The following is a 16826-nucleotide window of genomic DNA, read 5'->3' as shown; positions in this document are numbered from 1 at the left end:
AACTCACAACTCTGTTTGTGCATATCAGGTTTATTCGTTTCTGGCACATCCCTTGCTAATACCGGGTATTAACTGTGAGCAATCTGGTACCTCAACCAGGGAGATAACTGGCTAATGGAAACAACAATCGTGGGCAGTGAAGTGCCGCGCACCGACGGCGCTGCCAAAGTCAAAGGGCTGGCCGTCTATGGTGACGACCTTGTAATGAAGAATATGCTCTATGGCGTTTGCCGCTATGCAGATATAGCCGCGGGCCGCATTGAATCTGTAGATTTAACTGAAGCTGAGAAAATTCCCGGCGTGGTGAAAATTGCCACCTGGAAAGATATTCCCGGTGAGAAAATTATTGGCGTTGTTATTCCTGATTACCCGCCCATCGTCGACCGGGAAATTGCCTTTCGCGGCGATGTGGTGGCGCTGGTGGCGGCAGAAACCTATGAGGCAGCCTGTCTGGCCGCGGAAAAAATTAAAATCGACTATAAGCCCTGGGTTCCCATGACCTCCGTTAAGGAGGCTCTCCAGCCCGGGGCGCGTTTGATTCACAGCGATCGTGAAAGCAATATTATTAATCATCACTATACGGTGAAAGGAGATATTGAGGCGGGGTTTGCCGCCTCGAGCCATATTTTTGAGCGTGAATATCAGGTGGGCTTTCAGGAGCATGCCTATATTGAGCCGGAGTCCATCACCACCTGTTATGACGATAATGAACAAATCATAACCGTCTATGGTTCGATACAAAACGCGCACCGGGTTCGCGGTTTTGTGGCCAAATATCTGGGGCTGCCTCAGTCAAAAGTTAACGTGAAGCGCGCTGTCCTCGGCGGCTCCTTTGGCGGTAAGGACGATATTATCGATCATCTGGCCTGTCGCGCCGCGCTGCTTACCTGGCTCACCTCCCGGCCGGTAAAAATGACCTACAACCGCGAACAGTCGATGCGGGAAAGCTATAAACGCCATCCTTACGTCATGAAATATAAAATTGGCCTTGATGACGATGCACGCATTCAGGCGATAAAAATTGATGTGCTCGCGGACGGCGGCAGCTACGCGGGACAGACGGTTTTTGTCACATGGCGAAGCTCGGTTCAGGCCGCAGGTCCCTACAATATCCCTAACGTGCGGGTCGATGTGACGGGCGTTTATACCAATAATAACTACACCTCGGCCTATCGCGGATTCGGTGCGCCGCAGGTTATTTTCGCTAATGAATCCTTAATGGATGAGGTGGCAGAGGCGATGGGGCTAACGCCAACAGAGCTGCGTCTGCGCAACGTGCTGCGTCAGGGCGATACCAGCATGGCCGGGCAGATTTTCTCAGAGCACAACGTTTCAGCTGGAGAAGTGCTGCAAAAAACGCTCGATAAAACGGAGTTTGAGGCAAAGCGTCGGCATTATGCTGAGCTGAACGCGGCCGGGGGGCCGATAAAATATGGCATCGGGCTGGCGTTGAGCCATCGGGGCTGTTCGCTGGGCGCGGAGGGGCTGGATGCGTCGTCCGCGCTGATTCAGGTAAATGCCGACGGCAGCGTCAATATCTCCACCTCCGTCTCTGAAAATGGTCAGGGCCTGCAGACGACCATGTCGCTTATTGCGGCTGAAGCCTTTGGTATTCCGCTGGAGAGAGTGACCTTCAGCGAGCCTGCAACGGCAATGATTGCCGACGGCGGGTCTACCGTCGCCTCCCGCGGCACGTTGATGGGCGGCCAGGCGATACTCAACGCGGCGGAAAAAATAAAAGAACGTATGGCGCGCGCGGTAGCAGAGCAGCTGGATATAAAGGATGACAAAGATCTGATCTGGGAAAACGGAAAAGTTTTCAATCGCCGCCATCCCTATAACCGGCTGTCGTTTTGCCAGGTGGTAAATCTGACTAAAGCTACGGGGGCCAACCTTTCTGCTTACGGTTGGCACGTTGCGCCCGACATCCACTGGGATGAAGAGAAGGGGAGCGGAAGCCCCTATTTTACCTGGGTTTATGGCTGTCAGGTTGCCGATATCATTCTGGATACGCGCACCGGTAAAATCCAGATTAAGCGCGCTACGGCCGTTCACGACGTCGGTAAGGTTATTAATAAAGTGGGTTTCGAAGGCCAGGTGTACGGCGGTATTGCCCAGGGCATGGTCGGTTACGGCATGCTTGAGGATTTTAATATTGAACAGGGCGATGTTAAGTCGGAAAACTTTGATACCTACCTGTTGCCGACCATCAAAGACATTCCGGAAATCGATATTATCGCCGTTGAAAATTACGATAAAGCCGGTCCCTATGGCGCGAAAGTATTGGGGGAGCCGGTGCTGGAGCTGGGCGCCGCTGCGCTTAATAACGCCGTCAGCTTCGCCCTTGGACGCAGGAACTATGCGCTGCCGCTGACGCTTGAACAGGTAAAGCTGGGCTATGCGCTGAAAAAACCGCAGCGTCAGAGTGAGCTGATGGTGGCCTCGGAAGAGAAAAAGCAAATTTTACGTATTAATACGCTGCGCCTTCAGCGTGCCAAAACCCTGGCGGAAGCGCTCGATTATCTGGCGGACGGACGGTCTCGCCCCGTTGCGGGTGGGACTGATGTGCTGGTTCAGGCTCGCCTGACGAACGATCCCATTTCGCTGGTTGATATTTCAGGCGTCGGGCCGCTCAGGGCTATTACTGAAACCGGGGATGGCGGGCTTAACATAGGCGCGGGCGTTTGCTTTAGCGATCTTATTGCTTATCCGCAGGTGCAGGAAAACTATCCGCTGTTGGTTACCGCCTGCAATACCATCGGCTCGCTGCAGCTGCGTAATCGGGCTACGGTAGGGGGCAATATCGCCAATGCGGCGCCCTGCGCCGACTCGGTACCACCGCTGATGCTTTATGATGCAGAGGTAGAGCTGCAAAGCCGGGCGCGCGGCCTCAGGCGGCTTCCGCTTGGGGAATTCATTATTGCCGGCTATCGCACCGCGCTGTTGCCGGACGAACTGTTAACCGCAATCTTTATTCCTTCGCCGTTCCGGCATCAGCGTCTGCAGCAACGTTACCTGCAGCTGGGGCGCCGCAATGCGCTTAATATCACGCGTCAAAGCCTTAGCGGTCAGTTTGTTATTGATAATACAAAAAATCTTATCCGTTGCCGGCTGGTCGACGGAGCGATGTTCAGCAAACCGCAGCGCCTGTTTGCCCTGGAAAAATGCCTCACAGGACGCCGCCTCGATGCGGGGCTAATCGATGAGGGCGCCTCCGTGATGGAGAGCATGCTCAAGGATGCCATCGGCAGCCGCTGGTCTGCTGCTTACAAAGTACCGGCTGGCGTGGCGATGCTTCGCCAGATGCTGGAAGAGGCGCTGGCTGCCAACTAAAGAAAGGAGTGAGGTGAGCAATGAATCGAATCGAACTTAAAGTAAACGGCATCCGCGTCCAGCGCGAGGTTGACGATAACCGCCGGCTGATTGATTTTCTGCGTGAAGATCTTCAGCTTACCGGTACCAAAGAAGGCTGTTCGGTGGGTGAATGCGGCGCCTGTACGGTGCTGCTGGACGGTAAAGCCGTTTGCTCATGCCTGCTGCTGGCGGCCCAGTGCGACGGTGCGGCAATCACCACCGTGGAGGCGCTACGTCACGATAAGGTCGGGCAGCGTCTCCAGACTGCTTTTGTCCGGCACGGCGGCGTACAGTGCGGTTTTTGCACCCCCGGCTTTCTGATGAGCGCGAAGGCGTTGCTTGATGCCAATCCTCATCCCAGCGACGATCAAATTAACGATGCGCTGGAAGGCAACCTCTGCCGTTGTACCGGCTATCGCCCTATTATCAAGTCGATAAAAGCGGTGCTGGAAGAGGCGTAACGGCGCTCTGCCACCTTCCACAGGAGCGAGGATGAAACAGTGTCTGATGCTGGCAGCAGGGCTTTCTTCTCGTATGGGCGAGTGGAAAATGATGCTGCCCTGGCGAAACACAACGGTGCTGGGAAGCGCGCTGGAAAATGCGCTGTCATTTTGTGACAGGGTGATCCTCGTTACCGGCTTCCGGGGTAAGCAATTGCATCAGCTTTATGCAGGCCATGCGGGTATTACGCTGTGTCATAACGAAAATTATTCCCGCGGAATGTTCTCCTCCATTCGCAGCGGTGCCAGGCGGCTGGAACCGGGAGATTTTTTTGTTGTGCCCGGCGATATGCCTGTGCTGGCCGGAGAGCTGTACGCAGCGCTCTGGCACCACCGACGCAGCCAGCGCTGCCTTGTGCCGGAATATGGCGGCGGCTGCGGCCATCCGGTGCTGTTACCCGCCGATATGCGCAAGGCTATTCTTCAGGCGAAGGATGAGGATAATTTAAAGGCGCTGATTGAGATAAGGGGGCGGCAACGTATTCCCGTTGCCACCCCCTGCGTTCACTGGGATGTGGATACGCCAGCCCGCTATCGTCAGCTACTTCACGCCTCGACTATGCCAGACCGTACTTCTTGATTTTACGATAGAGCGTTGCCACGCCTATACCCAGTTCATTGGCGATCTGTTTTTTATTCCGCGCGCTCTGCAGCGCTTCCTCGATGAGCGTTTTTTCAATCTTTTTCAGGTTGGAAACGGTGTCAGCATCGCCCGTCGCTGTCTCCGCAGATGGCATCATCGTTGCCGTCGCGTTCTGTTTGTACGGCTCAGGCGCAGCAGCCTCCTGCATATGCAAGTGATAAACGGGCGGCAGCAGCGAACTGTCAATCATTTCTCCTTCCGGCACAATATTCACCAGGTACTCTACCAGATTGCTTAGCTCCCGGACGTTGCCCGGCCATGAATGGGTGCTCAGTAAACGCAGCACTTCAGGGCTGACGCTGGTTACCGGGCGTCCGATTCGTTCTGCGTGATGGTGCAGGAAGTGATTCAGCAGCAGCTCAAGATCGTTCTCCCGCTTGCGCAGCGGCGGAAGGTAAAGGGGAACTACATTGAGACGATAATAAAGATCCTCGCGAAAAAGACCCTGACGTATTTTTTCCTGCAGGTTCTGATGGGTGGCGGAAATGATACGAATGTCGACGTGAACGGGCTGGCTTGCTCCCACCGGCATGACTTCCCGGCTTTCAATCGCCCGCAGCAGCCGGGCCTGGAGCGTAAGCGGCATATCACCAATTTCGTCCAGAAAAAGCGTTCCGCCGTTCGCCAGCTGTATTAAGCCTTTTTTCCCGCCGGGGGCGGCGCCGGTAAACGCGCCTTTTGTATAGCCAAACAGTTCACTTTCCAGCAGATTTTCAGGGATAGCCGCGCAGTTAATGGCGACGAAAGGCTTATCATGCCTGGGACTTAACCGGTGAACGGCGCGCGCCACCACCTCTTTCCCCGTGCCGCTTTCTCCCATAATCATCACGCTTGAGGGGCTGGAGGCGATGCGGCCGATTAACGCTTTTAGCGTGCGGATCACACGGGAATTACCTATCAGATTTTTTATAACCGGCGTTTCCTGTTCCCGCGAGTCGTCCATTTGATTCTGGCAGCGGGATAAAATAAGCAGCGCCCCGCGATCGCTTTCATGCCAGCGCCCGCACAGGCGCCAGCAGGTTTCGTCGAGACAAAGCGTTATCTCCTGTTCATCATTATCTTTGGTCGATAAGGGAGATATTATCGCTGGCTGAAGAAGAGGGTCACTTTTGATGTGCAGCTGGCCGCGGGCGGATTCGTTAATAAAAATAATGCGCTGCTGCTCATCAAAAATAATCACGCCCTGCTCTGTCCCGCGCGCCAGAAAAGCCAGCAGCGGATCGATGCGGCGCTCTTTTTTCTGCAGCTCGGTAATATTCGCCACCAGTAACGTTGAAATGTGGCGGATATATTCGATAAACATGCTGGTGTGTTCGCGCAGATGACGCAACTGTTCGTTATTAACCGCAACCAGGCTTATTACGCCCAGGCAAAGCTGCTTATAAAGAACGGGTACGCCCACAAAACCCCGTTCTTTGCAGCTTTCCCGCTGGTTACATGCCAGGCAAAGCGGATTACGACGCGAATCAAAAATAACCACTTCATGTCGTTTGCCAATCACTTCTGATAATAGCAGCGTGTTGCTTTCCGGAATTTTTCCCAGCTGCTGGCTGTAAGGCCCTGTTCCGGCAATGCGGTGCAGCGTGCTGTCGACAACTTCCACCTCCAGGTGCAGCACGTTGGCTAACAGCGCGGCGAAATGCTGCACCGTTTTTTGAATCATCATCAGGATGGACAGGCTGTCCGCCGGGAAGTCGCTCCCCGTTAATAAAGGCCGTTGTTCGTTCCGGCAGCCCTCCGCCGGGGCCTCTCTCAATTTGATAACGCTACTTTGTTTTCTCATTTTGAACCCTCAGACAGGTCGCATACGTCGTGTTTTTTCGTTTTCAAAGTGAGAGTAGCTCTGAACAGGCCCTGAAAAACATGATTAAAACCACACTCTTTATGATGGATTAAAACCTGGCACAAAACTTGTTTATCTCATAACAACGCGTCTTCCCTTTTATGAAGAGGCTACTTCCAGTCTGCGATGTAACTCGAAAAGGTATCTGAATAAATGAATGAGATTAAACGTCTGCTTACCCTGAGCCGGGACAAAAAATCCTCCCTCAGCCAAAAAGATTTTTTACTTACCTGGCAGCAAACCCGCGACGAGCTTGAACAGGTGCTTTATCTGGCAGAGGCGCTGAAGGCCATGCGCGCCAGCAACATCGATACCCGCGTTTTCAACAATGGGCTGGGTATTTCTCTCTTTCGGGATAACTCCACCCGCACCCGTTTCTCTTACGCCTCCGCGCTTAACCTGCTGGGGCTGGCGCAGCAGGATCTGGACGAAGGTAAGTCCCAGATAGCACATGGTGAAACCGTTCGTGAAACGGCCAATATGATCTCCTTCTGCGCGGAAGTAATTGGTATCCGTGACGACATGTATCTCGGCGCGGGCAATGCCTATATGCGTGAAGTGGGCGCAGCCCTTGATGAAGGGTATCAGGCTGGCGTGCTGCCGCAGCGTCCTGCCATCGTCAACCTTCAGTGCGATATCGACCACCCCACCCAGTCGATGGCCGATTTGGCATGGCTGAAAGAGCACTTTGGTTCGCTGGAGAATCTTAAAGGCAAAAAAATCGCCATGACCTGGGCCTATTCGCCGAGCTACGGCAAGCCGCTTTCGGTGCCGCAGGGGATAGTCGGTCTGATGACCCGCTTTGGCATGGATGTCACCCTGGCCCACCCGGAAGGCTATAACCTGCTGCCAGAAGTGATTGATGTGGCAAGTAAAAATGCCGCCAGCTCCGGGGGGAGCTTTCGCCAGGTTTCGTCGATGGAAGAGGCGTTTAAGGATGCCGATATCGTTTACCCAAAATCCTGGGCGCCGTGGCAGATCATGCAGCAGCGTACCGAACTGCTGCGTAACAGCGATAGTGAAGGCCTGAAGGCGCTGGAAAAAACCTGTCTGGCAGAAAATGCCCGTCATCAGCGCTGGCACTGTACGGAAGAGATGATGGCGCTGACCCGCAATGGTAACGCGCTCTATATGCACTGCCTGCCGGCAGACATTACCGGCGTCTCCTGCGAGCGCGGCGAGGTCGAAGCCAGCGTCTTCGAGCGTTACCGTATTCCAACCTACAAAGAAGCAAGCTGGAAACCGCTGATCGTCGCCGCCATGATTCTGGCCCGCAGGTTCGAAGATCCGGCAGACGTTCTCGCCAGACGCGTCGAATCGGCTATTCCTCGCATCCTTAAATAAAACGGTGCCCGGCCAGTAATTGCGCGGCCTGTTCAGAAACAAAGCCGCGCATGGACCCCTGGCCCTGTCACGAGGAAATTTGTATGTCTCAATTCGAATTACGGATGCGGATAGCGGACAACGCTAATCTGCAACCTCAAAGGGATCCGGTGTTTAACACCGATGCCGCAAGGCAGGCGCGCCGTTTCCACCGCACGCTTACTGGCTATAAACCAACGCCCGTCTACTCGCTCGCCCATTTTGCGCGCGCCCTCGGCGTAAGCAAGGTGCTGGTAAAGGATGAATCGCAGCGTTTCAATCTTAACGCCTTCAAAATGCTCGGCGGCACCTGGGCGGTAGCTCAGCTGCTGTGCAAAATCTGGAAGCTGGATATTGCCGCTTTCTCCTTTGAAAGCTTTCATCAGCAGAACTTTCCGCCAGTCACGTTCGCCACGACCACCGACGGCAATCACGGACGCGGCGTGGCCTGGACGGCAAAGGCCCTGGGACAGAAAGCCATTATCTATATGCCAAAAGGCTCTTCGGCGGCCCGCGTTAAGCACATCACCGATCTCGGCGCGGAGTGCATAGTTACGGAGATGAACTACGACGATACCGTTCGTCTGACGCTGAGTCATGCCCGGCAAAACTGCTGGTATATGGTGCAGGACACCGCCTGGCAAGGCTATGAGGAAATCCCCACCTGGATTATGCAGGGCTATGCCACGCTGGCCGATGAGGCGGCAGAGCAGCTGGACGAGATGCTGTCGGCTCCGCCTACCCATGTTTTTCTGCAGGCGGGGGTTGGCGCTATGGCTGCAGGTGTTCTGGGCTACCTGGTTGACCATTACGGGCCCGGTAACCTGCGCGCTATCGTGGTTGAACCGGAGCGGGCCAACTGCCTTTACCGTTCAGGTTTGCAGGGCCGGATTGTTAACGTCAGCGGCGAGATGAATACCATCATGGCCGGGCTGGCCTGCGGCGAACCTAATCCGCTGGGCTGGCCGCTGCTGCGCAATAACGTTCATCACTTTATCTCCTGCGAAGATCGCGTCTCAGCGCTGGGTATGCGGGTGCTGGGCAATCCCCTGAAAGGCGATACGGCCATCATCTCCGGTGAATCCGGGGCGCCCGGCATGGGCGTGCTCGCGGCCCTCTGCCATCACCCGCAGCGTAACGCACTCATGAAACAACTCCACCTCACACCAGAATCACGCGTGTTAATCATCAGTACCGAGGGCGATACGGATCCGCAGCACTATCGTGAAGTGGTCTGGGAAGGTAAAGACGGCATTACACACGAATAAAAAGAGGACAAGAAACATGGCTAAACCAATTCCCTTCAGCGCTATCCTGCAGCATGCCCGGCGCTATCAGCCAGAAATGACGCGTTTTCTGCGCGATATGGTGGCGATCCCCAGCGAGAGCTGCGATGAAAAACGCGTGGTCCACCGTATTAAGCAGGAGATGGAAAAAGTTGGGTTCGATAAAGTTGAAATCGATCCGATGGGCAACGTGCTGGGCTACATCGGCCACGGGCCGCGCCTGCTGGCGATGGATGCGCATATTGACACCGTCGGCGTGGGCAATATGAATAACTGGAAGTTCGATCCCTACGCGGGCATGGAGGATGACGACGTGATTGGCGGTCGCGGCACATCGGATCAGGAAGGCGGCATGGCTTCAATGGTCTATGCCGGCAGGATCATCAAGGATCTGGGCCTGGAAGATGAATACACTCTGCTGGTGACCGGCACCGTACAGGAAGAGGATTGCGACGGCCTGTGCTGGCAGTACATCATTGAACAGTCAAACATCCGCCCGGAATTTGTGGTGAGTACCGAACCGACTGACTGCCGTATTTATCGCGGTCATCGTGGCAGAATGGAGATCCGCGTTGAGGTTGAAGGCGTCAGCTGTCATGGCTCCGCGCCTGAGCGTGGCGATAACGCCATTTTCAAAATGGCGCCGATCCTGCTGGAGCTGCAAACTCTGGCGGGCCGCCTCGGCAACGATCCTTTCCTCGGCAAAGGCACCCTGACGGTTTCTGAAATTTTCTTCACCTCGCCAAGCCGCTGCGCCGTGGCGGACAGCTGCGCCGTTTCCATTGACCGTCGTCTCACCTGGGGTGAAAGCTGGGAAGGCGCGCTGGAGGAGATTCGTGCCTTAGCCGCGGTGAAAAAAGCGCAGGCGAAAGTCTCTCTCTATCAATACGACCGTCCCTCATGGACCGGCCTTACCTATCCGACCGAGTGCTACTTCCCGACCTGGAAAGTAGAGGAGGACCATTTCACGGTTCGCGCATTAACCACGGCTTATCAGGGGCTGTTTAATCAGGATCCGGTGGTTGATAAATGGACCTTCTCCACCAACGGCGTTTCGATTATGGGTAGGCATGGTATTCCGGTCATCGGTTTTGGGCCCGGCAAAGAGCCGGAGGCGCATGCGCCGAATGAAAAAACCTGGAAATCGCATCTGGTGACCTGCGCGGCTATGTATGCGGCGATACCGCTGGCATGGCTGCAACAAGCCGGGAGTTAAGTCGCTAAGGAGCGTCCGCCGGGCGCTCCGGGAGTAGAGTATGACGACGCTTATTAAAGGGGGAACGCTGGTTGATGACAGACGTGAATGCAGAGGCGATCTGCTTATTGAGCATGGAAAAATCATCAGCGTTGCTGCCAGCATTGAACCCGCCTTAGCCGGGAGGGTGATTGACGCCAGCGGCCTGCTGGTGATGCCGGGCGGTATCGATGTGCATACGCATTTTAATATTGATACCGGTGTCGCTGTTAGCTGCGATGATTTTTACAGCGGCACCCGTGCCGCGGCCTGCGGCGGCACGACAACCATCGTTGATCATATGGGATTTGGCCCCCCGGGCTGTAACCTTCATCATCAGCTGGAAAAGTACCAGCGCGATGCGCACGGGCAGGCGGTGATTGACTACGGTTTTCACGGCGTTATTCAGCACGTTGACGATGCTATCCTGGATGAGCTCCAGGCTATGGTGCATGACGAGGGCATCAGCAGCTTTAAATTTTATCTCACCTATCAGTATCACCTGAACGACGGCGAGATATTGAGGCTGCTGGCGCGTCTGAAAGAGGTCGGGGCGCTGGCGACGGTGCATCCGGAAAACGACGCCGTCGTCACGCATAACCGGCGGCGTTTTATTGCTGAAAACAAGCGCACGCCTGTCTGGCACGCCTTAAGCCGCCCGGCGGCCTGTGAAGCCGAAGCCATCGCCCGCAGCATTAACCTGGCACACCTCGCCGGCGATGCGCCGCTGTATATTGTGCATCTTTCAAATGGCCTGGGAATGGAATATATCAAGCTGGCGAAAGCGCGCCGTCAGCCGGTATGGATGGAAACCTGTCCACAATATCTGTTGCTGGATATCAACCACTACTATCGCGAAGACGGGCTGAAGTACATCCTCAGCCCCCCGTTACGTCCCCGTCAGGAGCTGGATAGCCTGTGGACCGGCATTAACGACGGCAGCATCGATACCCTGGCCACCGATCACTGCACTTTTCCTTTCTCTCTGCGCAAGGCTCTGGCAGCCGATGATTTTACCCGCTGCCCAAACGGCCTGCCGGGCGTGGAGAATCGTATGGCGCTGCTGTTCTCTGAGGGCGTCTCCAGGGGGCGGATTACGGCTTCCCGCTTTGTTGAACTGACCAGCACAAATCCGGCGAAGCTCTTCGGCCTGTGGCCGGAAAAAGGCAGCCTGCTTCCCGGCAGCGATGCCGACCTGGTGCTGTTCGATCCGCAGCGGCGTCAGACCATCCATCATGCCGACCTGCATGACAGGGCCGACTATTCACCCTGGGAAGGATTCGTATGCCAGGGCTGGCCCGTTATGACGCTCTCCAGAGGAGAGGTCGTCTGGCGGGACGGGATATTTTGCGGTAAAGCCGGACACGGGCGTTTTATCCGGCGTAAACCTTTTGTTTCTGAACTTCAGGGAGCCAGTCAATGAAGAAGAGAATCGTTCTTGCCCTCGGCGGTAACGCCCTGGGCAAAGGGCTTGCCGAACAGATGGAGGCGGTGCAGGCCACGGCGTCCGCCATTGCCGATCTGATTGAGGAGGGCCATCAGCTGGTGGTGACCCATGGCAATGGCCCGCAGGTGGGAATGATCCAGCAGGCTTTCGAGGCGGCGGCGCACACGCCTGCGCATTCGCCCGTCCTGCCCATGTCCGTCTGTGTGGCCCTGAGCCAGGGCTATATTGGTTACGATCTGCAAAATGCGCTACGGGAAACGCTGCGCAGGCGAGGCAGCCGCAAAACGGTTGCTTCGCTTATCACCCAGGTGCGGGTTGACGCAGAGGATCCTGCTTTTCTCAGGCCGGATAAACCGATCGGGAGTTTTTTATCGAAGGAGGTCGCCGATTCGCTGGCAGCGCAGGGCGTGGCTGTTCGGGAGGACGCGGGCCGCGGCTGGCGACGCGTGGTCGCCTCGCCGGAGCCGAAGGAAATTATCGAGCTGGAAGCCATTGAGGCGTTGCTCAACGGCGGGCAGATTCCTGTCGCTATCGGCGGCGGCGGGATCCCGGTTATTGCGCAGGGCGAAAGACTGAAAGGAGCCAGCGCCGTGATTGATAAAGACCGCGCCAGCGCGGTGCTGGCACGCGATCTTAATGCCGATATGCTGATTATTCTGACGGCGGTGGAAAAAGTGGCCGTTAACTTTAATACGCCGCAGCAGCGCGGCCTGGATCATATGACGGTGGAAGAGGCGCGGCGTTACATAGCGGAGGGCCAGTTTGCGCCGGGGTCGATGCTGCCAAAAGTGGAAGCTGCGGTAGCTTTTGCGGCATCGCGCCCCGGCAGAACAGCCTTAATCACTCTGCTGGAACGCGCAAGAGAGGGGATTGCAGGCTTAACCGGCACCACTATCAGCGGCTAAGCGTTACGGCTTCTTCAACGGGCGTCAGTTTCACCGGCGCCTGTTTCTGCGGCTCCCATGTCGGGGCAACCTCGCCGGTGCGGTAAAGCTGAATCAGCTCGCCCAGGATGCTGATTGCGATCTCGGCCGGGGTTTCTGCGCCAATCTTCAGCCCAAGCGGCGCATGCAGCCGCGCGATCTGCTCTTCACCGAGGCTTTGCTCTTTGCGCAATACGTTACGGAAATGATGCGCTTTTCTCCTGCTGGCCAGCAGTCCCAGATAGCGGACCGGCAGATGAATAGTCTGCATCAGGGCCTCGCGATCTTCATGGTTGGTGGCGATGACCACATAACTTTGTTCATCAAGCCCGAGGAGAGGCACAATGGCGGCATAGTCCGCGCCGCCAACGCGGCGGCATGCTTCAGGCAGCGCCGGATGTTCCAGATTAGCAGGCCAGGTATCCGCAATGGTCACCCTGAAACCGAGCCCGACGGCAAGCCTTGCTACCTCACGGTTTACGTGCCCCGCGCCCAGTAAAAAAAGTTCCGGGCGGCGGGGATAAACGGCGATATGTATGGTCATTGCGCCGCCGCAGTCTGAACCTACCGCATGCTCTCCCTGTCGCGCCAGCCGAGCCTCAAACAGCCGGGAGGCGCCTTGGGCAATCGCCTCGCGGGCGGCGTCGATCGCCAGCCTTTCCACCATTCCGCCGCCAATGGTGCCCGCCGTTTCACCTTGCTCGGTCACCACCATGCCGGCCGAATGGCGCGGGGTTGAGCCGCGGCTTTGTGCAATCTGCAGCAGGGCAAAGGCCCGATTTTGCTCCTCAAGGCGCGCCAGCTCCGTAAATAATGTCATCGCTCCGTCTCCATGTTTTGCCGTCAGGCAGTAGCTAGCAACTCCCGTGCCGCTTCTCATCGCCTGCGTATCAAGGCCTTGCCCCCTTAACCCAGCGAATATTTTCTCATAGTGAGAAAAGGCGAATCACTCTGACACTCCGCGGTGCTATGCCGTTAAGCAGAGTGAGAGTCCGATCGCTATCCGCAGTAAAAAATGTCGCTGCGGACAGGGTGGTCTGGAAGTTGCTTATCACCAGTAGTGGTCTGCCCGACAGAAACTGATATGGCGGCGCAGCCTGATAAATCACGATAAAAATTCAGCAAGGAGCAATGTATGGCTGACATTATGCGTCCCATCCCCTTTAGTGAGCTTCTGACGCGTATCTGTGCCGAATATGAAGAGCAGCAGAGCATCTTTGGCATTCCCGAAAGCGAATTCTATCTGCGCAATCCGGATCGGCAGGTTTCCCTGTTCGGTGAAACCTGTGATACGGCCGTTGGCCCGGCGGCGGGCCCTCATACCCAGCTGGCGCCCAATATTATCGTCGCCTGGCTGACCGGCGGCAGCTTTATCGAACTGAAAACCGTACAGATCCTCGACAGGCTTGAACTGGAAAAACCCTGTATCGATCCCAGCGACGAAGCGTTCAACACCGAGTGGTCTACCGAGTTAACGCTGGAAAAAGCCTGGGACGAATATCTCAAAGCCTGGTTTGCGCTGTGGCTGCTGGAGACATTGCTGGCGCCGCGTCAGGCCCATAAGGGCCGCTCGTTCATTTTTAATATGAGCGTCGGTTACGACTTGAAGGGCATCACCCAGCCGCCGATGCAGAAATTTATCGATGAGATGCTCGATGCCGGAAGAAATGAGAAATTCAGCCGCTATCGTCAGGAAATGGCGCAGTTTATTCAGCGCGGCGGCTGGTGCTTACTGGAAAAAGCGACGCCGGAGGCGCTGAGCAGGCTGGCAGAAAATATCCATCCGCATCTGGCGCGCAGCGTTACGCTTTCCACCATGCACGGCTGCCCGCCGGATGAAATTGAATCCATCTGCCGCTATATGCTGATGGAGAAAAATATTCACACCTTCGTTAAGCTAAACCCGACGCTGCTGGGCTACGCCCGGGTGCGGGAAATCCTCGACGGCAACGGTTTCGACTATATCCAGCTTGATGAAGAGGCGTTCAGCCATGACCTGCAGCCTGAGCAGGCGCTGGCGATGCTGGAGCGCCTCGTTGCGCTGGGTAAGGAAAGGCGGCTCACCTTCGGCGTGAAGCTGACCAATACCCTGGGCGCCCGCAACCATAAAAAGCGTCTGCCCGGCGACGAGATGTATATGTCCGGAAGGGCGCTGTTCCCGCTGTCAATTAACGTCGCCGCTATGCTTTCTCGTCATTTTAACGGGCAGCTGCCCGTCTCCTATTCAGGCGGCGCCAGCCAGTACAATATTACCGATATTTATGCCACCGGCATCCAGCCCATCACCATGGCGACAGATTTGCTCAAGCCCGGCGGCTACCTGCGCCTGGCGGCCTGCGCCCGTTTGCTGGATGAGTGCGAGCCCCGCAGGGAGAAGACGATTGATGTCGACAGGCTTAATGCGCTGGCCAGCATGGCGCTGGAAGCCGACTGGGCGCAAAAAAGCTGGAAAGGGAAAGAAGAGATCGACGCCGGCGGGCCGCTGCCGCTCACCGACTGCTATGTCGCTCCCTGCGTGACGGCCTGCGCCATTAAACAGGATATTCCTGAATATCTGCGGCTGGCCGGGGAAGGGCGCTATGTTGATGCGCTGTCGTTGATCTATCAGCGTAATGCCCTGCCTTCCATCACCGGTCACATCTGCGATCATCAGTGTCAGTACAACTGCACCCGTCTGGATTACGACAGCGCCTTAAATATTCGTCAGATCAAAAAAATCGTGCGCGAGAAGGGCTGGGAAGGCTACCGGCAACGCTGGCATAAGCCCGCAGGCTCCGGCTCCCGGCATCCGGTTGCGGTTATCGGTGCCGGCCCCGCAGGCCTTGCCGCCGGGTATTTTCTTGCCCGCGCCGGTCATCCGGTCACGCTGTTTGAACGGGAAACTAACGCCGGAGGCGTGGTCAGAAATATTGTGCCGCGCTTTCGTATTCCGGCAGAACTGGTGCAGCAGGATATCGATTTTATTGCCGATCATGGCGTGAAATTCGTTTATGGCTGCCGCGCCGGGATTACACCCGCTGAGCTGAAGCGCCGGGGATTTCATTACGTTTGTATCGGCATCGGGGCAGGTAAAAGCAATACTCTCCGGCTGGAGGGCGACAATATGAATATCCTGCCGTCATTCCATTTCCTGCGTGCGTTTAATAAGAGCAAAGCTTCGCTGAGCGGCGATATTGCGGTAGTGGGAGCTGGCAACACTGCCATGGACTGCGCCCGCGCCGCGCTGCGTCTTGCTGGCGTGAATAGCGTAACCATTATCTATCGCCGTCAGGAGGAGGATATGCCCGCCTGGCCTGAGGAGATCGCAGAGGCCAGGGCAGAAGGGGTGAAGTTCATGACGCTGGTCAGTCCGGAACGCTATGAGTCCGATGGCGCGCTGCGGCTGCGCATCATGGCCCCCGGCGAGCCGGACGAGGATGGCCGCCGCCGTCCGGTCGCCACCGGGCGGACGACGACCTGCCATTTCGACGCGCTAATTACCGCGACCGGCGAAAAAAACGATGAGCTGCTGCTGGAGAAATTTGGCCTGACGCCGGGGCCGGACGGCATGCCGGAGGTCGATCCGCAAACGCTGGAAACCTCGCTGCCTGACGTCTTTCTTATCGGCGACGTGCAAAGCGGCCCGGCCTCTATCGTGGCGGCAATTGGCGGGGCGCGTAAAGCCTGTGACGCCATCCTTGCCCGCGAAAACATCAGCAGCGGCCAGACGGCGGCTTATTACCTTAATACCGATCCGCTGGATATCTATTCCCGCAAAGGACGCATCGCGGTAAGGCAGATTTCCGGCGATGCGCCTGACGCTTTTGCCCGCCAGGAAGCCGGGCGCTGCCTCTCCTGCAACTATGTCTGCGGCAAGTGCATCGATGTCTGTCCGAACCGGGCTAATGTGGCCATCTCCGTTCCCGGCTTCCGTAGCCGTCATCAGATTCTGCATCTTGATGCGCTGTGTAACGAGTGCGGCAACTGCGCGCAATTTTGCCCGTGGCAGGGGAAACCCTATAAAGACAAGGTGACCGTCTTCAGCCTTGCCGAGGACTTTATTAACAGCACCAACCCCGGCTTTCTGTTCGGCGAAGGGAATATACGCATCCGGCACGAAGGCAAGGTATGGCAGCTGAAGCTGGATAAAGCGCAGCGGGTGCTGGAGCTGCCGGAGCCGCTGGCAGGGATGGCCAGCATCATCGACTATACCCGCCAGCATCACGGCTACTTATTAGGCACGGTGGAGAAATAA

11 protein-coding genes are annotated in these 16826 nt (G+C 56.4%); 9 read left to right on the top strand and 2 right to left on the bottom strand.

Annotated features, from left to right (window positions below):
- Window positions 1-114: 114 nt before the first annotated feature.
- Genes WLO31_RS19120 through WLO31_RS19110 form a run of 3 tightly spaced genes read left to right on the top strand, consistent with a single transcriptional unit; the run spans window position 115 to window position 4434 of the window.
- Window positions 115-3333 (top strand): molybdopterin cofactor-binding domain-containing protein, encoded by a 3219-nt coding sequence (locus tag WLO31_RS19120; protein WP_435928103.1) that lies wholly within the window; start codon window positions 115-117, stop codon window positions 3331-3333.
- Between the two features lie 20 nt (window positions 3334-3353).
- The gene (locus WLO31_RS19115; protein WP_435928102.1) at window positions 3354-3815 is read left to right on the top strand and encodes a (2Fe-2S)-binding protein; all 462 of its coding nucleotides are present in this window, start codon (window positions 3354-3356) and stop codon (window positions 3813-3815) included.
- Between the two features lie 31 nt (window positions 3816-3846).
- Window positions 3847-4434, top strand: a complete 588-nt coding sequence (locus WLO31_RS19110; protein WP_435928101.1) for a nucleotidyltransferase family protein — start codon at window positions 3847-3849, stop codon at window positions 4432-4434.
- Here WLO31_RS19110 and WLO31_RS19105 read toward each other — a convergent pair.
- Window positions 4412-6280: a sigma-54 interaction domain-containing protein gene (locus WLO31_RS19105; protein ID WP_435928100.1), complete on the bottom strand. Its 1869-nt coding sequence runs from the start codon at window positions 6278-6280 to the stop codon at window positions 4412-4414. The genes WLO31_RS19110 and WLO31_RS19105 overlap by 23 nt on opposite strands.
- Window positions 6281-6493: 213 nt before the next feature.
- Between WLO31_RS19105 and ygeW the strand changes: the two genes are divergently transcribed.
- The 5 genes from ygeW to arcC all read left to right on the top strand — a co-directional run bounded on the left by ygeW (window position 6494) and on the right by arcC (window position 12574).
- Window positions 6494-7684 carry a knotted carbamoyltransferase YgeW gene (ygeW, locus tag WLO31_RS19100; protein WP_435928099.1) on the top strand — a complete coding sequence of 397 codons (1191 nt, stop codon included), beginning with the start codon at window positions 6494-6496 and terminating at the stop codon, window positions 7682-7684.
- 83 nt (window positions 7685-7767) lie between these two features.
- Window positions 7768-8970: a diaminopropionate ammonia-lyase gene (gene dpaL / locus WLO31_RS19095; RefSeq protein ID WP_435928098.1), complete on the top strand. Its 1203-nt coding sequence runs from the start codon at window positions 7768-7770 to the stop codon at window positions 8968-8970.
- 16 nt (window positions 8971-8986) lie between these two features.
- Complete coding sequence (locus tag WLO31_RS19090; protein WP_435928097.1) at window positions 8987-10204, top strand: YgeY family selenium metabolism-linked hydrolase; 1218 nt, start codon at window positions 8987-8989, stop codon at window positions 10202-10204.
- A 40-nt stretch (window positions 10205-10244) separates the two neighbouring features.
- Window positions 10245-11645, top strand: a complete 1401-nt coding sequence (gene hydA / locus WLO31_RS19085) for a dihydropyrimidinase (RefSeq protein ID WP_435928095.1) — start codon at window positions 10245-10247, stop codon at window positions 11643-11645.
- Window positions 11642-12574 (top strand): carbamate kinase, encoded by a 933-nt coding sequence (gene arcC, locus WLO31_RS19080; RefSeq protein WP_435928094.1) that lies wholly within the window; start codon window positions 11642-11644, stop codon window positions 12572-12574. The genes hydA and arcC overlap by 4 nt, the downstream gene beginning before the upstream one ends.
- On the opposite strand, the gene WLO31_RS19075 is transcribed toward arcC, so the two are convergent.
- A complete protein-coding gene (locus WLO31_RS19075) occupies window positions 12564-13412 on the bottom strand; it encodes an XdhC family protein (RefSeq protein WP_435928093.1) in 849 nt (282 codons plus the stop codon). The genes arcC and WLO31_RS19075 overlap by 11 nt on opposite strands.
- A gap of 315 nt (window positions 13413-13727) precedes the next feature.
- On the opposite strand from WLO31_RS19075, the gene ygfK reads away from it, so the two are divergent.
- Window positions 13728-16826: a putative selenate reductase subunit YgfK gene (gene ygfK / locus WLO31_RS19070; RefSeq protein WP_435928092.1), complete on the top strand. Its 3099-nt coding sequence runs from the start codon at window positions 13728-13730 to the stop codon at window positions 16824-16826.

The organism is Dryocola sharpae, from assembly GCF_051307055.1.
Taxonomy (GTDB): Bacteria; Pseudomonadota; Gammaproteobacteria; order Enterobacterales; family Enterobacteriaceae; genus Dryocola.
The sequence above is the reverse complement of the archived record's forward strand: the minus strand, read 5'-3'. Positions and strand labels throughout refer to the sequence as shown.

Excerpts from the sequence above, each read along its gene's own strand:
- WLO31_RS19110 (WP_435928101.1), top strand. The coding sequence starts at position 3,847 with ATGAAACAGTGTCTGATGCTGGCAGCAGGGCTTTCTTCTCGTATGGGC.
- hydA (WP_435928095.1), top strand. The coding sequence starts at position 10,245 with ATGACGACGCTTATTAAAGGGGGAACGCTGGTTGATGACAGACGTGAA.
- WLO31_RS19115 (WP_435928102.1), top strand. The coding sequence starts at position 3,354 with ATGAATCGAATCGAACTTAAAGTAAACGGCATCCGCGTCCAGCGCGAG.
- arcC (WP_435928094.1), top strand. The coding sequence starts at position 11,642 with ATGAAGAAGAGAATCGTTCTTGCCCTCGGCGGTAACGCCCTGGGCAAA.
- WLO31_RS19090 (WP_435928097.1), top strand. The coding sequence starts at position 8,987 with ATGGCTAAACCAATTCCCTTCAGCGCTATCCTGCAGCATGCCCGGCGC.
- dpaL (WP_435928098.1), top strand. The coding sequence starts at position 7,768 with ATGTCTCAATTCGAATTACGGATGCGGATAGCGGACAACGCTAATCTG.
- WLO31_RS19075 (WP_435928093.1), bottom strand. The coding sequence starts at position 13,412 with ATGACATTATTTACGGAGCTGGCGCGCCTTGAGGAGCAAAATCGGGCC.
- ygfK (WP_435928092.1), top strand. The coding sequence starts at position 13,728 with ATGGCTGACATTATGCGTCCCATCCCCTTTAGTGAGCTTCTGACGCGT.
- ygeW (WP_435928099.1), top strand. The coding sequence starts at position 6,494 with ATGAATGAGATTAAACGTCTGCTTACCCTGAGCCGGGACAAAAAATCC.
- WLO31_RS19120 (WP_435928103.1), top strand. The coding sequence starts at position 115 with ATGGAAACAACAATCGTGGGCAGTGAAGTGCCGCGCACCGACGGCGCT.
- WLO31_RS19105 (WP_435928100.1), bottom strand. The coding sequence starts at position 6,280 with ATGAGAAAACAAAGTAGCGTTATCAAATTGAGAGAGGCCCCGGCGGAG.